Raw genomic sequence first — 17,371 nt, 5'->3', positions numbered from 1 at the left:
CGAGGTTTATTGATGGGTTTGACCGGATCCGGCCGCAAAGCGGCTGTGCTGTGCCTCGCCGTCGTACTCCTTGGATCCCTTACCCTGCCCGCCCAGGCCGCACCGTTCCCGGGCACAACCGTGCCCGCTGTGACGGTTCCGGCGTCGCCGGAGATTCCCTCCCCGGAAGAGATCGCGGCAGCCAAGGCCAGTGAAAGCGCGACGGCGGACCAGGTCACCCGGATCGACCGCCTCCTGGCGGACGCCGCCGCAGCCCAGGAAGTCAGCTTCGCGGCGGCCATGCAGGCCAACAATGCCTACGGCGACGCCCTGGTCACGCTCGAGATCCGCCGGGATACTGCCACGCTCGCGTCGGCGAAGGCCGCGTCCGCCGAGGCCGAACAGGCGAAGACCCGCAAGCAGGTGGGGCAGCTGGCCGGGGACCTCTACCGGAACGGCGGGCTCAATCCCGCACTGAGCACCTTTGTCAGTGGCAAGGGCGATGCACTGCAGCAGGCCGCCACCCTTGAAGCCATCTCTGCCAGCCGCAGCCGGGCCTTCGAAGCCGCCGAAAACGCCGCCTCGGCAGCAATGTCGCTCACCGCCGCGGCGGAAGACGCCAACCGGGCCGCCGACGATGCCGCCAAGTCTGCCGAGGACCGCAAGGTTGATGCGGAACGCGCCAACGCGGTCCGGGCCAAGGCGGTGTCCGAGGCAAAGGCCCAGCGGACCGTGCTGGTGGACCAGCTCGCAAGCCTCAGGAACACCACCGTGGCGCTCGAGTCCGCCAGGGTGGACGCCCTGGACCGCCAGCGCGCCCAGGACCGGCTGGCGGCTGTCACCGCGGCCGCTGCTTCCCTGGCTGCGGACCAGGCCGCCGCGACACAGTCCTCCGCAGCACAGAAGAGGCCGGAGGCACAGGCCCCGGCCGCACCGGCTCCTGCCGCACCGGCCGCTCCGGCGGCGCCCGCTGCACCTGCTCCTGCGGCGCCTGCTCCCGTCAGCCCCCAGCCGGTCACCCCTCCGCCGGCCGTTCCGGCTCCGGCCCCCGCACCGGCTCCGGCCGCGTCGCCGGGCGGCTCAAACCAGACCGCCATCTCGGCAGCGTTGGCCAAGGTGGGATCCCCCTACTTCTACAAGTACGGCGGCTCCGGCCCGCTGGGCTTCGACTGTTCGGGACTGGTGCAGAACGCCTTCGCTGCGGCCGGAAAATACCTTCCGCGCACGGCAGCCCAGCAGTATGCGCAGGCACCCGTGCACGTGCCGCTCTCCCAGGCGCAGCCCGGTGATCTCCTGGTCTGGGGATCGGCCCCAGATTTCTACCACGTGGGGATCTACCTTGGCGGCGGGCGCGTGGTCCAGGCCCTCAACCCTGAGGACGGCATCACAGTGACGGACCTGGCCTGGATGGCCGGAATGCAGCTGCACCCCACCGTCGCCCGCTACTAGGAGCACACGGGACCTGCTCCGGCAGCTAGGACAGAATGTCCTTCGTGACGAACCGGCCGTAGGCGAGCGCCCCGAAGACTGCGATGTATCCGGCCTGCAGCAGCGCATTGTTGCCGAAGGAATCCCAGGCAATCGGCTGGCGCAGCAGGTCGGCAAACCCGAACCAATAGTGGCTGAACAGCCAAGGGTGCAGCCACTCCAGCTGGGGCAGTTCACCCAGCACCTGGGACACGACCGAGGCCACGATGGTGGCGGCCATGGCGCCCACCGGCACATCCGTCAGGGTGGACAGGAACAGCCCGACGGCGGAGAGCCCCAGCAGTGACACCGTCAGGTAGGCGGCCACGAGCACCAGACGCACCACCGCCTCCTCCGGAGTGATCACGTCGCCGGACAGCAGTGTCACCGGACCCACCGGAAACAGCGCAGCGCCAACGCCGGCTCCCGCCAGTGCCACCACCAGCGGGGCAACAATGCAGAACGCGGCAGCGCCCGCATATTTGACCAGCAGCAGCCGCACCCGTCCGGCCGGGGCCACCAGCAGATACCGCAATGTCCCCAAGCCGGCCTCGCCGGCAATCGTGTCGCCAGCCACCACCCCCACGGTGAGCGGCAGGAAAAGCGGCACGCAGACCAGCATCGCCGTCACGCCCACAAACAGCCCGTTCTGGGTGATCCTGTCCAGGAAGGCGGGTCCCCGGCCGGGCGGTACGGCCGAGGAGGCCCGGACGGCGATTGCCATCAGCACCGGCACAGCGGCGAGCGCAAGCATCATGGCCCAGGTACGGCGTCGGCGAAACAGGACGGTTAGTTCGGAGGCCAGCAGCGGCCACCCGGAGGATGGCCTTCCCGACGGCGATTCGGCCGCGCGAACGTCGACGGCACCGTCCGTACTGGTCACTTCCCTCCTAGGCACTTCTCTATTGGGCACTTCTCCAATGGGCACTTCTTTATTGGGCAATGTCGAACCCCTCCCCCGTCAGCGCCACAAAGCGGTCCTCCAGGCTGCCCTGCTCCACAACGAACCCGCGGACCCGCACCCCTGCCGCCACCAGGGCGGCCACTATGGCCTCCGGCTCCACATCGCCGCCCGCGGGCCCGGCTACGTCAGTACGCCCGCCCGGACCTGCCTTCTGGCCGGGACCTGCCTGCACGCCCGCCTCGCCAACCGAGGCGGAATACACCAGTGCTCCGTTGCTCCGGCCGCCCGCGGGAGTCATGCCCAGCCGGGCGAAGACATCCTCGGCAAGGCCGGCGTCGGGCGTTAAGAGGCGGATCCGCGCCTTGCCCGCGTCGCGCAGCTCCGGGAGCGTTCCCTGCGCCACCAGCCGCCCGGCGCTCATCACGGCCGCGTGGGTGCAGATCTGCTCCACTTCGGCAAGCAGGTGGCTCGAGACGAAAACCGTGGCGCCGTCCGCCGCTAGTGACCGCACCAGCGAGCGGACCTCGCGCGTTCCCTGCGGGTCCAGCCCGTTGGTTGGCTCGTCGAGCACCAGCAATTCCCGGGGCGAGAGGAGCGCGTTGGCAATGCCCAGCCGCTGTTTCATGCCCAAGGAGTACGCACGGACCTTCTTCCCGGCCGCGTGCGTCAGGCCCACGCGTTCCAGCGCGGCATCCACCCGGGCACGCCGTGTGGAGGCTTCCGCATGGGGGTCCGCGGCATCGAGGCGCCGAAGGTTGGCCGCCCCCGAGAGGAACGGGTAGAACGCCGGGCCCTCAACCAGGGCGCCTACCCTTGGGAGGACCTCGCGGAACCTGTCCGGCATCTCCAGCCCCAATACGCTGACGGAGCCGTGGGTGGCCCCGGCGAGGCCCAGCAGCATGCGTATGGTGGTGGTTTTTCCGGAGCCGTTGGGACCCAGGAAACCAAAGACAGACCCCTTCGGAACGGACAGATCAACTCCGTCCACGGCCAGCTGATGGCCGAACCGCTTGCTGAGACCGTGCGTCTCTATGGCGAGTTCTCCGCCTCGGGCCGCGGCTGTCACCTCGCGGCAGCAGCGGCTAGCAGGCGCTCCGCAGGAACAGACCCGGCGAAGACTCGGCCGTCATCGGTGAACAGCACATTCACGACCGCGGTGCTGAAGAGCCGTCCGCCAGGCACTGCAACGGCCGCCTGCTGAAGCAGCGGATCACCGGACACCATCGCACCGGCGTCCGCGGACGCCGGGCTGGCGGGGAATTCAACTACAGTCTCCCAGCCGGTACCGGTCACTGTCGGTCGCGGCAGCCCGCCATTGGGATTCCGATAGTCCGGGCGTACTGCATCGGGCGGAACGGCGCCCGGATCTGCGGCGCCCTGATCAACGGCATCAGGGACTACTCCGCCTTCCGTTCCGCGCATAGGCCGGTGCCCTTTCCCCATATGTCCTGTCCCGTGGACCGGGACCTGAATTTCCTTGACTGTGGCGCCCGGAGGCGGGCTGAAGGCGAATAGGGAAGCGTCCGGCGCTTCGAGTGTCAGGCTGGTGAACGCCAGCTTGAAGGCCGGCTCCTCCTGGCCGCGCGCCTTCAGCTCGACGCTGAGCGGCAGGCCGCTCTGGCCATCAACCGCAATGGAAACCGAACCGATCAGGGTGCCTTCTGTCCGGGGTGTGACCACCAGGTTGTAAGCAGCCCGGCCTGCAACGTTGACCTCCGGAAGCACGGCAACTTCAGTGGTGGGATCGGCGGCGGCAAGCAACCGCTCTGCCAGTTCCTCCGGCGTCGGCATCACACCGTGCATCCCGGCGTCCGGATGCTTGTACTGGCCGAAATCCCTGGAGTGACCTGCGTCGGCGGGCAGCGTCAGGTGCGTGGCGGTGTTGTCCTTTGAGCTGTAGAGCCATACCTGGTCACCGCTCCGCACCGCATTGCGTTCAGCAAGGCGGTCCAGCACCTGGACTCGTACGTTGCTGGGTCCATCCAGGAAGACCCGCGCTGTGTGCGGGCCGCTCAACAGCTCCAGGACGGAGGCGGCGCCGCTCCCGGACGACGGCCCTGCCTTGGGCAGCTCGGGAAGGCCGATCCGGGAGGTCTGTTCGAGGGTCCCGGAGAGGGACGGAGCAGTGTGCTGCGCCACAAGGGCCAGGACCTCGGCCGGGGTTTTGGCGGGCAGCGGGTCCCCTGCGCTTGCGGGCAGGGAGCCGGCCAGCGCAGCGGCGGCAATTACGGCAGGCACGGCAACGGCGGGCATCCACCGCAGCCACTTTCTGGTCATGATAACTCCGCTCTGAGATCGCAGCCTATTGATTCCAGAGTACGCCTCGGGCCCGCCCGCTACACCCATTGGGAGAGCTTCCGGGCTGCCTGCTCGGCCGGCGGATCGGCTGGCGCGTCAGTCCGCGGTCAGCCCGCTGACGGCGCGACTGTGCCGGCCCCGCCGTCGAGCGTGATGACCTGGCCGGTGCTGATGGTGGAGGTGGCGTCCGGGACGCCAACGACAGCGGGAATGCCGTACTCCCGGGCGACCACTGCGCCGTGGGAGTTGGGGCCGCCCATTTCCATCACCAGTCCACCGGCGGTGAGGAACAGCGGCGTCCAGCCCGGATCCGTTGACGGGGCCACCAGGATTTCGCCCGGTTCCAGCCGGGCGCCGTGCGGGTCCAGGATGACGCGTGCCTTGGCGGTGACGGTTCCGGCCGAGGCCGGCGTGCCGGACAGGACTCCGGCTCCCGTTCCGCCGCGGGCCTGCACCGCCTCGGGTTCTGTCCCGTCGGACAGCAGCACCCGCGGGATGCGGCGGCGGCCCAGCTCGGCATCGTAGGCCTCCCGGCGCTCCGCCACGAGTGCCCGCATGGACGCCCCGGCCAGGCCCCGGTGCGCTTCGGCGAAGTCGAGGAAGAAGATGTCGCCGGCTTCGGCGATGCGGCCGGCGGCGGCGAGCTCCGCTCCTACCGACGAGAGCTGCTGCCGTACCGAGCCCAGGCCTTCGACGAGGTGGTATTTCGGCAGTTCGCGCAGCCCGGCAAACAGCCTCGTCCGTTTCAGGGCGCCCCGGACCAGGCGGGCGCGGAACCTGCCCGCCGGGCCGCCGCGGCTCCCTGCGGCTGCTGCGAGCCGCTCGATCCGGTCCTCTGCCTCGCGGGCGGCATTGGCGAACTGCCGGTCCGGCGCCAGCGCGGGATCGTCGAGCTTGAGGTAGTTCGCGAGGACGCCGAGGATATGCCCGGGGTCGTCGGACCAGCGGGGCATGCCGAGATCGATTTCCGCGACGGTGCGGTGCCCGTACCGTCCGAGGAAACCCGCCAGCCCGGACTGAACGACGGCGGGCAGCTCACCTGCGCGGTACCGACGGGCCAGTTCCGGCGGCGAAGACTCCTCAAAGGCTGCGGCGGCGCCGGCGTGGGCACGGATGTCCGTGGCGAGCTGCCAAAGGGCAAGGTCCATCTCCGTGGTCACGTTGTTGGGCAACCCGCGCAACACAGGCTGCAGGGCACCGGGCACCGCGCCCTGGCCTGACAGCCTCCCTGCGAGGCCCAGCAGCGCAAACCCCAATGCCGGCAGCGGGAGCACGGCCGGGACAATCGGGAAGAGCTCCTCGCCAAGGATGCGTTCAGCGTGGTTCAGCCGTTCCGCCGCCGTGGCATTGGCCGGGACCACGAGGGCAGCCCTGAGCCGCTCGCCGAGACCATCCACGCGACGGAGCGCCGCTTCCGGGCGGAACAGCGCACGGAGCAGCGTCTCCGGAATCCGGACCTTTGCCGCCACTGGGCCAACGTGCCGGACGAACCGCCACGGCGTCCTGAGCGTGACGGAGAAACGGGGATCGGCAAAGAGTCCGCGCAGGACGGCGGCGGATCGGGCTTCCATGACGTCGAGGACGCGGGGCACGATCGCTCGGCCCACGCTGCTGCGGACAACAGGAGTGAGGTCGAAAAAGAGGCGCTGCCCTGCCTGCCTGAACGGGGCCGGCCCGTTGCGCGGCACCGGCACGTCAAAGCCTGCTGCGCGTGCAACGGAGGACGCAATCAGCTTGAGGCCTGCCGTCCCCATCGGCGTGAGCGGCCTGGTCAGGCCCTGGGCAAGGCTGAAGCAGAGGTACACGCGTGTTCCCTCCCGTTCCGGCAGGTCAGGACGGGGATCGGGGATCGGGTACAGCGTGGTGATGGGCCGGGATTGCGTCAGCCAGAGCTTGTCCGCGCCGTCGATGGCCCATTCGATGTCCTGCGGGGAACTGTAGTGCCGCTCCACGCGGCTGCCCAGCGCGGCAAGCGCCCGGACCTGGACATCGGTCAAGGAAGGGGCGGAATCCGGCGCGAGCATGACCCGCTCGGTGCCGCCTCCCGGCACCGGCCGGATAGCGATCCCCTTGTCCCCGGGCCGCCGTTCCAGGATCTCCTTTGAGTCCGCGTCCACGACAAAATGGTCAGGGTTCACGGCTCCCGAAACCACCGCCTCGCCCAGCCCCGGGCTGGCATCGATCACGGCTTCATGCCGCCTTCCTGTCACCGGGTTCGCGGTGAACAGGACTCCGGCAACGGCGGCATCCACCATTTTCTGGACCACCACCGCAAGCGCCACTGTGGAGGGGCTGATCCCGTGCGTGGCCCGGTAGGTCACCGCCCGGTCGGTCCACAGTGAGGCCCAGCACTGCCGCACCGCCGCCAGCACGGCATCGGCACCCACTACGTTGAGGTAAGTGTCCTGCTGCCCGGCGAAGCTCGCGAAGGGAAGGTCCTCGGCTGTCGCCGAAGACCTTACGGCCACCGGGACGTCGGTCCCCAGCGCCGCATAGGATTCCCGGACGGCCCCGGCAATCTCCGGCGGAATCTCCACGCCAAGGATTAGTTCCCGCGCCCGGGCCGCCAGCCCGGCCAGAGCGTCCAGGTCATTCGTCCCGGCGGCGGCCAGCGCACTGTGCACCTCTTCGAGTCCCGCGGGACCCACTGCGCTCCGGTACGCGTCCGTGGTCAGGCAGAATCCGGGCGGAACGGGCAGCCCGGCACCGATGGTTTCACCGAGGTTGGCGGCCTTGCCACCCACCCGCGCCAGCATTCCGGCATTGGTCAGCTCCAGGCCCAGCACCAAGCCGTCCGCCGACGCATCAGGGGTGTTGACCTGGTTCACTGCTGGCCTCCTGGTGTGTGCGCTGTGCGGACGGGCTGGGAAGTCCGGCTAGGCTGCTCCGAGCATGGGCCCGAAGCTGGCACGGTCCGCAAGCCGCGGATCGTCCCTGTCCGGAACCACCAGCACCGGTCCCTTGGCATGGTGAAGGATTCCGTCCGACGTCGACCCCAGCAGCATTCCGGTGAAGCCGCCGCGGCCGCGGGTGCCCACAACCACCAGTTCCACATGCCTGCTCGCGTCAACAAGCACATCCACGGGTGAACCGTCCACAAGCTGGGTCTCCACCGGCAACTTGGGATAGTGGCTCTTCAGCCAGGCCACTCCGGCGTCGAGTTGGACACGGATGTCCGCGAACAATGCTTCCCGGTCCATGGGCGCCGGAACCCATGCCAGCGAACCGCTGTATTGCGGCACAGCGCAGACCACACGAAGCGGCGCGCCGAGCCGTTCGGCCTGGTCCGCAGCCTCGAGCACGGCCACGCGAGCCTGCTCGGAACCGTCAACGCCCACCACCACCACGTGTTCCACCGGCTGGTGGCCGGACTTGGCCTGCTCGGCCTTGATGTGCTTGTCGTCCGTGGTTTCGCCCAGGCGGTCCGCGCAGATCAGCGGCACAGTGACCGTGGGGCACTTTGCATGTGCCGGCAGGGCGCTGCTGACCGAGCCCAAGAGCCTGCCCACGAAGCCGCCCCTGCCGCGGGTGCCGAACACCAGGAGTTCAGCGGTTTCGGACATCTCCAGCAACACACCGGAGGCGTCGCCGTTCTCCACGGAGGCGTCAACGTCGATGTCATAGGGTGCCACTTTGTCCATGGCCTGCTTGAGGATGGCCTCGGCGCCCTCACGGATCACCGAGTCGTCCACGGTGGCATAGCCGCCGTCCAGGCCGGACGCCGCGAAGATTGGTACGGAGTAGGCAGTCACGATATGGAGCGGGCGGCGGCGGCGTTCGGCTTCCCGGGCGGCCCACACGAGTGCGCACTGGCTATGGTCGGATCCGTCCACGCCCACAACGATCCCCTCGGGGGCGGCAGAGCCGCCGTCGTCATCCCTTGACGGGTGCACCTGATCTCGGCCCATGGGGTCCGCCTCCTTGCGATACTGCCTGATGTTGCCGCTATTCTGCCAGAAGTATCCGCCCGCGGCGGGACCCGTGAGCCAGGTACTGCTCTGGGCTGAAAATTAGCTCTTTCTGATAACTATTCTCGGTTGCTGAACTCTAAGCAAGCGCTCCTAATCCGCCGCATACGAAGGCTCCGGAGACCCAAGCTGGCTCCCACTTTTTACAGCGCGGAAACATAGAGATCCCACCTCCGACGAGAAAAATTACAGGTGTGAGATTGTTGGGGTAGCCAATGTCCGGCAAGGGCTATCCAGAGGTCGAAAAGTTCTGTAGTGTCGAGGCGTTGCGAATCTGAGATATGTGTTTCAGAACACAATCCAGCTTCATGCGCGGCGGCCGGACTTTGGGGGTTACGGAAAGTGCAGGAGGGATCTGCACAGTGAACCATTCGAGGAGGAAGCAGCAGTGTCGAGCATGCCAATTTATGGCGGAACCGAGCAGACCACCACGGTGATCATCGGCTCAGGGCTGCCGGGCCTGGCAATTGCCAGCGAGCTCCGGCGGCGCGGCGTGGATTCCATCACCGTGGATGCGCTCGAAACCCTGGGCGGAATCCAGTCCGCCAAAACCACGTCCCTGCCCCGGTGCGACGCACCGAATTCAGCCACCATGCAGGAGCGCAACGAAATCCTCCGGCACCTGCGGAACTACGCCAGCAGCCACAACCTGGATATCCGCAATAACACCCGGGCCGTTCAATTGAACCTGCTGGGCACCGGGCTCTCCGAGCCGTCCACGCACCAGTGGGCTGTCCACACACCTGACGGCGTCCTGCTGGCCCACCACATCGTCCTGACCCGCGGCGCACACAGTCAGCTGCGCCGCATGCTTGCCGACCTCGGGCTGGCCCTGGGGCAGAACCTCGCGGCCGCCATGCGCGCCATCGGCATTTACCTCGTCGGGGTTGGGGAACTCATCACACCGACGCCCAAGGAAGTTCTCCGCCAGGCAAAGGTTGTTGGGCAGGCGATTTCCGCCAAGGTTTATCCGGAGAGTGTCCCATCGGTGCTTACGGGAAGCTTCGCCGCACTGCAGGCGCGGGCCTAGCCCGGACTTCCTGCCCGGCCCGGACCTACTGCCGGACCGGACCTACTGCTCCCCGCCGGCGTCGCCGTCCGGGGTTTTGAGGTTGCGTTTTGCCAGCACGGCCAGCGCCACGAGGATACCCAGGGCCGTTCCGGCAAAGAGCACCAGGCTCCACGGGAACGGCTCGGCAGCGTCCGGCGCAGGCTCCGGCGCCGTTGTGGTGCCGGGCTGGGCGGTGCCCGCCGTAGGAGCCTTCGCAGGAGTCGTCGAGCTTCCCGGACCCGCAGTCCCGGAACCCGCCGCCCCGGCGGCGGCCGTAAACGTGAAGGTGCCCTCGATCGGGTGCGAATCGGAACTGACCACTCGCCACACCACGGTGAACTGCCCTGCCGGAGCGCCGGCCCGGAGTTTCTGCGAAGCCACGTTGTCCACGATCTCCACGGGGCCCTCTGCCCAGCCGGTGCCTGCCGCATCCTTCACCTGGATCTGCGATCCGAGCGCCAATGGGTCGTTGTTGAACGTGACCGACACCTTCTCCGGAGGAGTTGCCACGGTGGCTCCCTGGGCCGGGCTGCTGGATTCGGCGGCGTCGTGGGCTGAAGCCGGCGCCGCTGCAGACAGCACGGCGGCCGCGAAAAACAGTGCCCCGAGAAGGGCGCTCAGCAAGTGGCGGATGGGACGCATGGGGGGCTACTCCTGTGTGTTGGCTTCCTTACAGACTAGGCGAAATCACGGGGTCGCAACCCGCCCACCTACTAGGATTCAAGTAATCCCCAACACTCTTTCCCCGGAGGACTAATGCTTAAGCAGGGCTCTGCACTGGACCGGTACTTCAAAATATCCGAGCGGGGGTCCAACTTCTCCCGCGAGATCCGCGGAGGCTTTGCCACCTTTTTCGCCATGAGCTACATCGTGGTGCTGAATCCCCTGATCCTCTCCGTGGCCGACTCCAGCGGCGCAACCCTGGGCTTTCCGGCCGTCGCAGCCGTCACCGCCTTCGTGGCAGGCATCCTGACCATCCTCATGGGCGCCTGGGCAAAGCACCCGTTCGCCATGGCCACCGGGCTCGGCGTGAACGCCTTCGTGGCCGTGACCGTGGCTACGAATCCGGGCCTGACCTGGCCGGACATGATGGGCCTCGTGGTGCTCTCCGGCGTCACCATGCTGATCCTGGTCCTCACCGGGTTCCGCACCGCGGTGTTCAAAGCCGTTCCGGACGGGCTCAAGACGGCCATCGTGGTGGGCATCGGCCTCTTCATCGCCCTGATCGGGCTGGTCAACGCAGGTTTTGTCCGCCGCATCCCTGATGCCGCCGGCACAACGGTACCGGTGGGCCTTGGCTTCGACGGAAAGCTCCTGGGCTGGCCCACCCTGGTTTTCGTGTTCGGCCTGATCCTGACCATCGCCTTGGTGGTCCGCAAGGTCAGGGGCGCCATCCTGATCGGCATCGTGGCCTCCACCGTGCTCGCCGTGATCCTGGAATTCACCCTGCACATCGGCCCGAGCTTCTCCCCGGGCAAGCCGTTCAACCCGCAGGGCTGGTCCTTGGTGGCCCCGACCTTCACCGAGTGGGCCGCGCCCGACCTGTCGCTGATCGGCAAGGCCAACCCCATCGGAGCCTTCGAACACCTGGGCTTCGTAGCGGCAACACTGCTGGCATTCGTGATCCTGCTGAGCATCTTCTTCGACGCCATGGGAACCATGGTGGGCCTGGCCAACGAGGCCGGAACCGTGGACAAGGACGGCAACATCCCCGATGTGGACCGCGTGCTGCAGATCGACGCGCTCGGCGCAATCGTGGGTGGCGGCGCCTCCGTCTCCTCCAACCAGATCTATGTGGAATCCGGTGCCGGCATCGGCGAAGGCGCACGGACCGGTCTGGCGTCGATCGTCACCGGCCTGCTGTTCCTCGTGGCCATGTTCTTCACCCCGCTGATCAACCTGGTGCCGTTCGAGGCCGTGGCCCCGGCGCTGGTGGTGGTTGGCTTCCTGATGGTCTCCCAGGTGGGCAAGATCGACTGGCAGGACTGGGGCATCGGGATTCCCGCGTTCCTGACCTTCAGCCTGATGCCGTTCACCTACTCGATCGCCAACGGCCTGGGCGCCGGATTCATCGCCTACGTCCTGATCCGCACCTTCCAGGGCCGCGCGCGCGACGTCCACCCGCTCATGTGGGCCGTGGCGGCCGCGTTCCTGCTCTTCTTCGCCGTCGGCCCCATCGAGCAGGCGCTGGGCATCCACTAGCGCCCCAGCGGCGGCTTTTGCGCGTGTCCGGGATTTGGGACAGCCAGACGGCGGCGGGGCTGGTTTTGGGGGCACTGCTGCGGTGAGCTTGGAGTATGCCTCACACAGCCCTAACAGTCGACATCCCGCCGCTCACCTGGAGGGGCCGTTTCGACGGCGACGGCGCCGAGCACCGCCGCTGGTGGCAGGCCGTCAAGCCGTATCGCCACGAGCCCACCGCTCCCCTGCCCGAACACGCAGGACCCGGCAGCCGACCCGCCGTCATTCTCGGCTTCAGCAGCGACGCGGGCGTGCTGCGCAACAAGGGCCGGGTGGGCGCCGCTGCGGCCCCCGGCGCCATCCGGGCCGCCCTCGGTCCGCTCGCGTTCCACCTCCCGCGCGAGGTGTTCGACGCCGGTGATGTGACCGTCAAGGACAACGCGCTGGAGGCCGGCCAGGCCCGCGCCGGGCTGGCAGTCGCTGAAATGCTCGACGCCGGCAACCTCACCGTGGTGCTGGGCGGCGGCCACGAGACCGCGTACGCCAGCTACCTTGGCGCGGCCGGTTCCGAAGCCGTCCGCGGCGGGAAGCGGCTGGGCGTGCTGAACCTGGACGCGCACTTCGACCTCCGCGACGCGCCGGAGCCGTCCTCCGGCACACCCTTCCTGCAGATGGCCCGGGCGGAGGAGGCCGCCGAACGCAAACTGAACTACGCCGTCGTCGGGATTTCCGAGCCCAACAACACCCGCGCCCTGTTCAGGACCGCCGAACGGCTGGGCGTGAAGTACCTGCTGGATGAGGAGTCCTCCGCGGAGTCCACCCGGAAGTTCGTGGCCGACTTCCTGGATAGCGTGGATGTCCTCTACCTGACCATCGACATGGATGTGCTGCCCGCCGCCGTGGCACCGGGAGTCAGTGCCCCGGCCTCGTTCGGGGTGCCCCTGGCCGTGATCAGCGCCGTGTGCCGGCAGGTGGCTGCCAGCGGGAAACTGCTGCACCTGGACGTCGCCGAGCTGAACCCGGAATTCGACATCGACCAGCGCACGGCCAAAGTGGCCGCGCGGCTGGTCAACACGCTGCTGGGCTAGAGGCCGGGGTCAGTCCCCGAAGGTGACGACGGCGGTGGACCACGGTCCCAGCGTCACGGCCAGCGCGCCGTCGTCCGCGGGATCCGCAACCGCGGTGGCGCCGGCCGCGGCCCCGATCACCGTCGCGTTGGCCGCCGCCGCATTGGCGCCGCCCGGCAGGGACAGCGCCGCTGTTGCTTCGCGCGGGCTGAGGTTGCCCAGGAACACCTGCAGGCCGGCGCCTGACTGCACCGGGTAGACCGTCACCGGGGTCTGCCCGGCGGCCCGTTGAACCGGCTGCCGGGAGGCGGCCAGCACAGGTTCCCCCTTGCACGCGGCAAGCTTTTGCAGCAGCTCTCCGGTGGGATTGAGGGTGCCGTCTGCTGCAGCGATGCCCCGCGGAGATCCGGCCTCGAAGTACGTCACGGAGGCCATGCCCTCGAGGGTCAGGGCGTGGAGGCTTGCCAGGGTCCACGCTGCGGTGAAGCTGTGGTCCTGGAGCTCATCGCCGTCGGCGTGCTGGCCAGGGGCGTGGAACCGGGGCTTGAGGGTAACCGGTCCCACGTGGACAGGGCGCCCTTCCCCGAGCCTTACGGCATTGGCCGCGGCGACCCCGTGGATGGGTACGGTCTCCACGATGTGAGGGATCTCCGTGCTGTGGACCTGCGGCGTGAGGCTGAAGGCGAGGGCATCGGCGTCCTGCGGGACGGGGCTGCCGCCGTCGGCAATCCACCGGTTAAGTTCGGTGAAATGCGAGCGGGTGCCGGCCAGGAGCTGCCCGCTGAATCCTGCGAGCTGCAGCGGCTCCTTCAGCGCGGCAAACGCCGCCGGATCCGTGCACTGCGTTTCGGGGCGGAATAGTCCCAAGCGGACGATCCGCGACAGCTGCCGGCCGAGGGCTCCGCTGAGGGCTTCCGCCACGCCGTCCGCGGACGCCGAAACGACCCGTACATCCAGCGCCGCGCCGTGGCGGTCGGCCTCCCGGGCCGCGGCGGCAAGCTTGGCCGGCCACAACTCCCGGGGTTCGTACAGTTCCACCAGGACGGCGTCGAGGCCGGGAAGCTGCGCTCCCTCCCCGGCGCTTGCGGCAGCCGCGCCCGCCGGGTCCGCGCCGGCCGGGTCCACGGAGAGCGCCAGCGCCGGGACGGTCCCCACCGGCTCGCCCACCGTGAAGGCCACGCGGTCGTAGCCGCCGGGGGCGGGGTTGTCCGGTGTCTCGATGCTGAGGGCCTCAATGCTGACCGACTGGGTCACGGTGTCACCCGCGGCCACGTCCACCGGGATGGGCAGTGCGGACGGGGTGCTGTAGGTCTTGAAGGACCCGTCGCTCCAGTTCCGCTGGTCCTCGGTCTCGAAAATGTCCCCGGAAAAGCCAAGATCGAAGGCGGTCCCCGCGTCAGCCCACTCCAGCGAGGAGATGTCCGTGAAAACCAGGTCCGGCCTGATGTCTGTGGGGAAGGCCCCGGCGGTTACGTTGCCGTCCGGCGACACCGCGCTGACGTCCCGCCCGGCTTCGCTGGTGGGATGGAGGACCACCAGGCCGATCCGGTTCCGCCGGAACGGTGTCTTCGCCCGGCCCGAGAACGAGACCTCCACCGTGGCCGGAGTGATCCGGAGCATCAGCATGGCTTCGAAGGCGGGGGCACCAGCGTCCGCCGAGCCGGGTGCCGCATAGTCGACGTGGAGACGGAGGCTGACGCCGTCGTCGTCCTTCAGTTCCGCAAGGTCCCGGACCGACGGCGCAAAGGTGCGCCATTCGTGGTCCCGCACCACCGCTTTGATGGCACGAAGCACGGGCCTGCCGCCGTAGCTGATGTTCGCCAGTTCGTCCCCCACCAGCTCCGCCGTCCAGACGCCCACGGCGAGCTTCCGGATCTGCGGATCAAGGCGCCGTTCGAGCGCGGGGCGCTGGTCGGAAACCGCCTGGGCGGACAGTGTTGCGGAGTGCAGTGTTGCGGAGTGCTCGGTAGTCACGGAAAGCTGCTCTCTGGTGGCTGGTGACTGCACCCAGCTGACCCAGGGCGGTCCTGTCGCCTTGACGATATCGGATGGGGCGCGGCGGCTCAATGGCCGTCCGCCACTGGTTACTGCGCGGCGTCGTACCCGGCCAGCAGACGGCGCGAGGCTGTAGTCATATGGGAGGCCATGGCCTTCGTGACTGCTTCGGCATCATGCGATTCGAGCGCCTCGAAAATTGCCCGGTGCTCTGCGAGCGCGGCGGCAGCGTGCCCTTCATCCGTCAGAGCACGGTCAACCCAGATCCGCAGCAGCGAGCGGATGCTCTGCAGAAGCTCCTGCAGTACCTGGTTTCCGGAACTGGTGGCGATTTCCTTGTGGAAGGCGGCGTCGGCCTCCACGAATGCTGCCAGATGGTCCAGGTTCTTTTCCATGGCGTCGAGGTTGGCACGCATGCGCCCCAGTGCCTCGTCCGAGATCCTGGCCGCCGCAAGCTGCCCGGCCTGAACCTCCAGGCCGCTCCGCAGCTCAACCAGCTCACGCGTCCTCGGCTCACCCAGCATGAGCCCCCAGCTGAGGGTCCGCGGCAGGAGCTCGGAGACGCCGTCGCGCAGGTACGTCCCCGACCCCGGGCGGACGATCACGATGCCCAGGATTTCCAGGGCGGCCAGCGCTTCGCGGACCGCCGAGCGGCCCACCCCGAGCGAAGCAGCCAGCTGGCGCTCGGCAGGAAGGCGGGTGCCGGCGGCGATGTCACCGCTGGTGAAGTAGGCCATCAGCCTCTCGGCCACCTCGGAGACGACAGAACCCTGCCCCATGGAACCGAGCGCGGCGCTGATTTTGGCCGTCGAGGCGGCGGAGTTTGCTGACACAGTCTCAGCGTAGCAACCGGACGCGGCCATTCAGGGCCTCCAGGTCCCAAAAAATAAATCAGTCAACCGGTTGACCAATTTATCGATTCGGGCTTATGGTGGAAGTCACAGGCCTAGCCCCCCACCTTGATACCCACACCCGGCGCTAAGCCTCGAAACCAGCCCCACGCCTCCAGCGCAGGATGCGGCCGGGACATCAACATCTAGGAGTCAACGTGGACACCACACAATCGGTGGTCGAAAAATCTGCAATCAGGAAAGTGGCGATCCGGCTGGTGCCGTTCGTTGCCCTGATGTTCTTCATCAACTACCTGGACCGGACGGCCATTTCGTTCGCCGGCCCCAACGGCATGAACACCGACCTGGCCCTCTCTGCGGCGCAGTTCGGCTTCGCGTCCGGCGTCTTCTTCATCGGCTACATCCTGCTCGAGATACCCAGCAACCTGGCACTGCACAAGTTCGGCGCCCGCCGCTGGCTGGCCCGGATCATGGTCAGCTGGGGCATCGTGTCCCTGCTGTTCACCTGGGTGGGCAGCGTGGAGCACCTCTACATCCTGCGCTTCATCCTGGGCGTGGCCGAGGCCGGATTCTTCCCCGGCGCCATCCTCTTCCTCAGCCTCTGGGTTCCGTCCCGGCACCGCAGCAAGATCCTTGCCCTCTTCTACTTGGCGCAGCCGCTGACCACCGTCATTGGTGCCCCGCTGGCCGGCCTCCTCATCCAGCAGCACGGCCTCTTCGGCCTCTCCGGCTGGCGCGTAATGTTCCTCGGCGTAGCGCTCCCGGCCATCATCGTCGGCGTCATCGCCTGGTTCTACCTCGCTGACTCCCCCGCGAAAGCCAAGTGGCTCACCGCCGAGGAAAAAACCTGGCTGACCGGCGCCCTGGAGACCGAAAAGAAGGCGACCACCGCCAGCAACAAGCACGTCAGCGTCCGCACCGTCTTCGGCAACGGCAGGGTCTGGATGCTCTCGGCCATCTACTTCGGCTTCATCTACGGCCTGTACGCCCTCGGATTCTTCCTGCCGACCATCATCGCCGGTTTCGAAGGCATCTACGGCACCAAGTTCGATGTGCTCCAGAAGGGCCTCATCACCGCCATCCCGTACCTGCCGGCGGCGTTCGCCCTGTACTTCTGGTCCAAGGACGCCACCAAACGCGGCGTCAAGACCTGGCACATCGCCCTTCCGGCCCTCATCGGCGGCCTGAGCATCCCGCTGGCCCTGTTCGCCGGCTCGCCGGCCGCCACGATCGCCGTCATCACCATCACGGCTATGTCCATCTTCGCCGCACTGCCCAACTTCTGGACCGTTCCCACCCAGTTCCTCACCGGCGCAGCAGCCGCCGCCGGCATCGCCCTGATCAACACCGTGGGCAACCTGGCCGGCTTCAGCGCCGGCTACGTCACCGGCTGGCTCAAGGACCTGACCGGCGGGTACACGGTGCCGATGTTCGTCGTCGGCGGCTTTATGCTCCTGTCCTCCATCCTCATGGTGGCGCTGAGCCGCTCCGGCAAGGTCAGCGAAGGCATCCCGGCTGAAGCCCTGGACCCCGCGGGGGCCGGACACCACGCCGAGCCGTAACAGACCCGGAGGCGTCCCCCTTGCCCGGGGACGCCTCCGCACCAACCC

Annotated in this window: 13 protein-coding genes; 5 read left to right on the top strand and 8 right to left on the bottom strand. The window is 68.1% G+C overall.

Annotated elements, in window-relative coordinates:
• The first annotated feature begins 12 nt into the window (after positions 1-12).
• Complete coding sequence (locus J7I79_RS14890; RefSeq protein ID WP_214954419.1) at positions 13-1,428, top strand: C40 family peptidase; 1,416 nt, start codon at positions 13-15, stop codon at positions 1,426-1,428.
• Between the two features lie 25 nt (positions 1,429-1,453).
• On the opposite strand, the gene J7I79_RS14885 is transcribed toward J7I79_RS14890, so the two are convergent.
• The 5 genes from J7I79_RS14885 to J7I79_RS14865 form a co-directional block, all read right to left on the bottom strand.
• A complete protein-coding gene (locus tag J7I79_RS14885) occupies positions 1,454-2,329 on the bottom strand; it encodes an ABC transporter permease (RefSeq protein WP_311380587.1) in 876 nt (291 codons plus the stop codon).
• A gap of 49 nt (positions 2,330-2,378) precedes the next feature.
• Entirely contained in the window at positions 2,379-3,416 is a 1,038-nt protein-coding gene (locus tag J7I79_RS14880) for an ABC transporter ATP-binding protein (RefSeq protein ID WP_214954416.1), read from the bottom strand.
• Positions 3,413-4,627 (bottom strand): hypothetical protein, encoded by a 1,215-nt coding sequence (locus tag J7I79_RS14875; RefSeq protein ID WP_214954414.1) that lies wholly within the window; start codon positions 4,625-4,627, stop codon positions 3,413-3,415. The genes J7I79_RS14880 and J7I79_RS14875 overlap by 4 nt, the downstream gene beginning before the upstream one ends.
• Before the next feature lie 128 nt (positions 4,628-4,755).
• Positions 4,756-7,476, bottom strand: a complete 2,721-nt coding sequence (locus J7I79_RS14870) for a PEP/pyruvate-binding domain-containing protein (protein WP_396020201.1) — start codon at positions 7,474-7,476, stop codon at positions 4,756-4,758.
• A 48-nt stretch (positions 7,477-7,524) separates the two neighbouring features.
• Positions 7,525-8,556 (bottom strand): universal stress protein, encoded by a 1,032-nt coding sequence (locus J7I79_RS14865; RefSeq protein WP_214954413.1) that lies wholly within the window; start codon positions 8,554-8,556, stop codon positions 7,525-7,527.
• 457 nt (positions 8,557-9,013) lie between these two features.
• Between J7I79_RS14865 and J7I79_RS14860 the strand changes: the two genes are divergently transcribed.
• Positions 9,014-9,646 (top strand): FAD-dependent monooxygenase, encoded by a 633-nt coding sequence (locus J7I79_RS14860; RefSeq protein WP_214954679.1) that lies wholly within the window; start codon positions 9,014-9,016, stop codon positions 9,644-9,646.
• Positions 9,647-9,688: 42 nt separating this feature from the next.
• On the opposite strand, the gene J7I79_RS14855 is transcribed toward J7I79_RS14860, so the two are convergent.
• Complete coding sequence (locus tag J7I79_RS14855) at positions 9,689-10,309, bottom strand: copper resistance CopC family protein (protein ID WP_214954411.1); 621 nt, start codon at positions 10,307-10,309, stop codon at positions 9,689-9,691.
• Positions 10,310-10,423: 114 nt separating this feature from the next.
• Between J7I79_RS14855 and J7I79_RS14850 the strand changes: the two genes are divergently transcribed.
• Together J7I79_RS14850 and hutG are read left to right on the top strand one after the other, a co-directional pair.
• Entirely contained in the window at positions 10,424-11,869 is a 1,446-nt protein-coding gene (locus J7I79_RS14850; RefSeq protein WP_214954409.1) for an NCS2 family permease, read from the top strand.
• Positions 11,870-11,964: 95 nt separating this feature from the next.
• Positions 11,965-12,936, top strand: a complete 972-nt coding sequence (hutG, locus tag J7I79_RS14845) for a formimidoylglutamase (RefSeq protein WP_214954407.1) — start codon at positions 11,965-11,967, stop codon at positions 12,934-12,936.
• A gap of 9 nt (positions 12,937-12,945) precedes the next feature.
• Here hutG and J7I79_RS14840 read toward each other — a convergent pair whose 3' ends face one another.
• Complete coding sequence (locus J7I79_RS14840) at positions 12,946-14,889, bottom strand: hypothetical protein (protein ID WP_214954405.1); 1,944 nt, start codon at positions 14,887-14,889, stop codon at positions 12,946-12,948.
• 110 nt (positions 14,890-14,999) lie between these two features.
• Positions 15,000-15,743, bottom strand: a complete 744-nt coding sequence (locus J7I79_RS14835; RefSeq protein ID WP_214954398.1) for a FadR/GntR family transcriptional regulator — start codon at positions 15,741-15,743, stop codon at positions 15,000-15,002.
• Positions 15,744-15,958: 215 nt separating this feature from the next.
• Here J7I79_RS14835 and J7I79_RS14830 point away from each other — a divergent pair, with 215 nt between their 5' ends.
• On the top strand, positions 15,959-17,323 hold the full coding sequence (locus J7I79_RS14830) for an MFS transporter (protein ID WP_214954396.1): 1,365 nt from the start codon (positions 15,959-15,961) through the stop codon (positions 17,321-17,323).
• Positions 17,324-17,371: the final 48 nt, after the last annotated feature.

It is taken from the genome of Arthrobacter sp. ISL-69, from assembly GCF_018613775.1.
Lineage (GTDB): Bacteria > Actinomycetota > Actinomycetes > Actinomycetales > Micrococcaceae > Arthrobacter.
The sequence above is the reverse complement of the archived record's forward strand: the minus strand, read 5'-3'. Positions and strand labels throughout refer to the sequence as shown.

Bases quoted from the DNA above. Each gene is read 5' to 3' on its own strand.
- J7I79_RS14855 (WP_214954411.1), bottom strand. From the start codon at position 10,309: ATGCGTCCCATCCGCCACTTGCTGAGCGCCCTTCTCGGGGCACTGTTT.
- J7I79_RS14860 (WP_214954679.1), top strand. From the start codon at position 9,014: ATGCCAATTTATGGCGGAACCGAGCAGACCACCACGGTGATCATCGGC.
- J7I79_RS14875 (WP_214954414.1), bottom strand. From the start codon at position 4,627: ATGACCAGAAAGTGGCTGCGGTGGATGCCCGCCGTTGCCGTGCCTGCC.
- J7I79_RS14865 (WP_214954413.1), bottom strand. From the start codon at position 8,556: ATGGGCCGAGATCAGGTGCACCCGTCAAGGGATGACGACGGCGGCTCT.
- J7I79_RS14890 (WP_214954419.1), top strand. From the start codon at position 13: ATGGGTTTGACCGGATCCGGCCGCAAAGCGGCTGTGCTGTGCCTCGCC.
- hutG (WP_214954407.1), top strand. From the start codon at position 11,965: ATGCCTCACACAGCCCTAACAGTCGACATCCCGCCGCTCACCTGGAGG.
- J7I79_RS14850 (WP_214954409.1), top strand. From the start codon at position 10,424: ATGCTTAAGCAGGGCTCTGCACTGGACCGGTACTTCAAAATATCCGAG.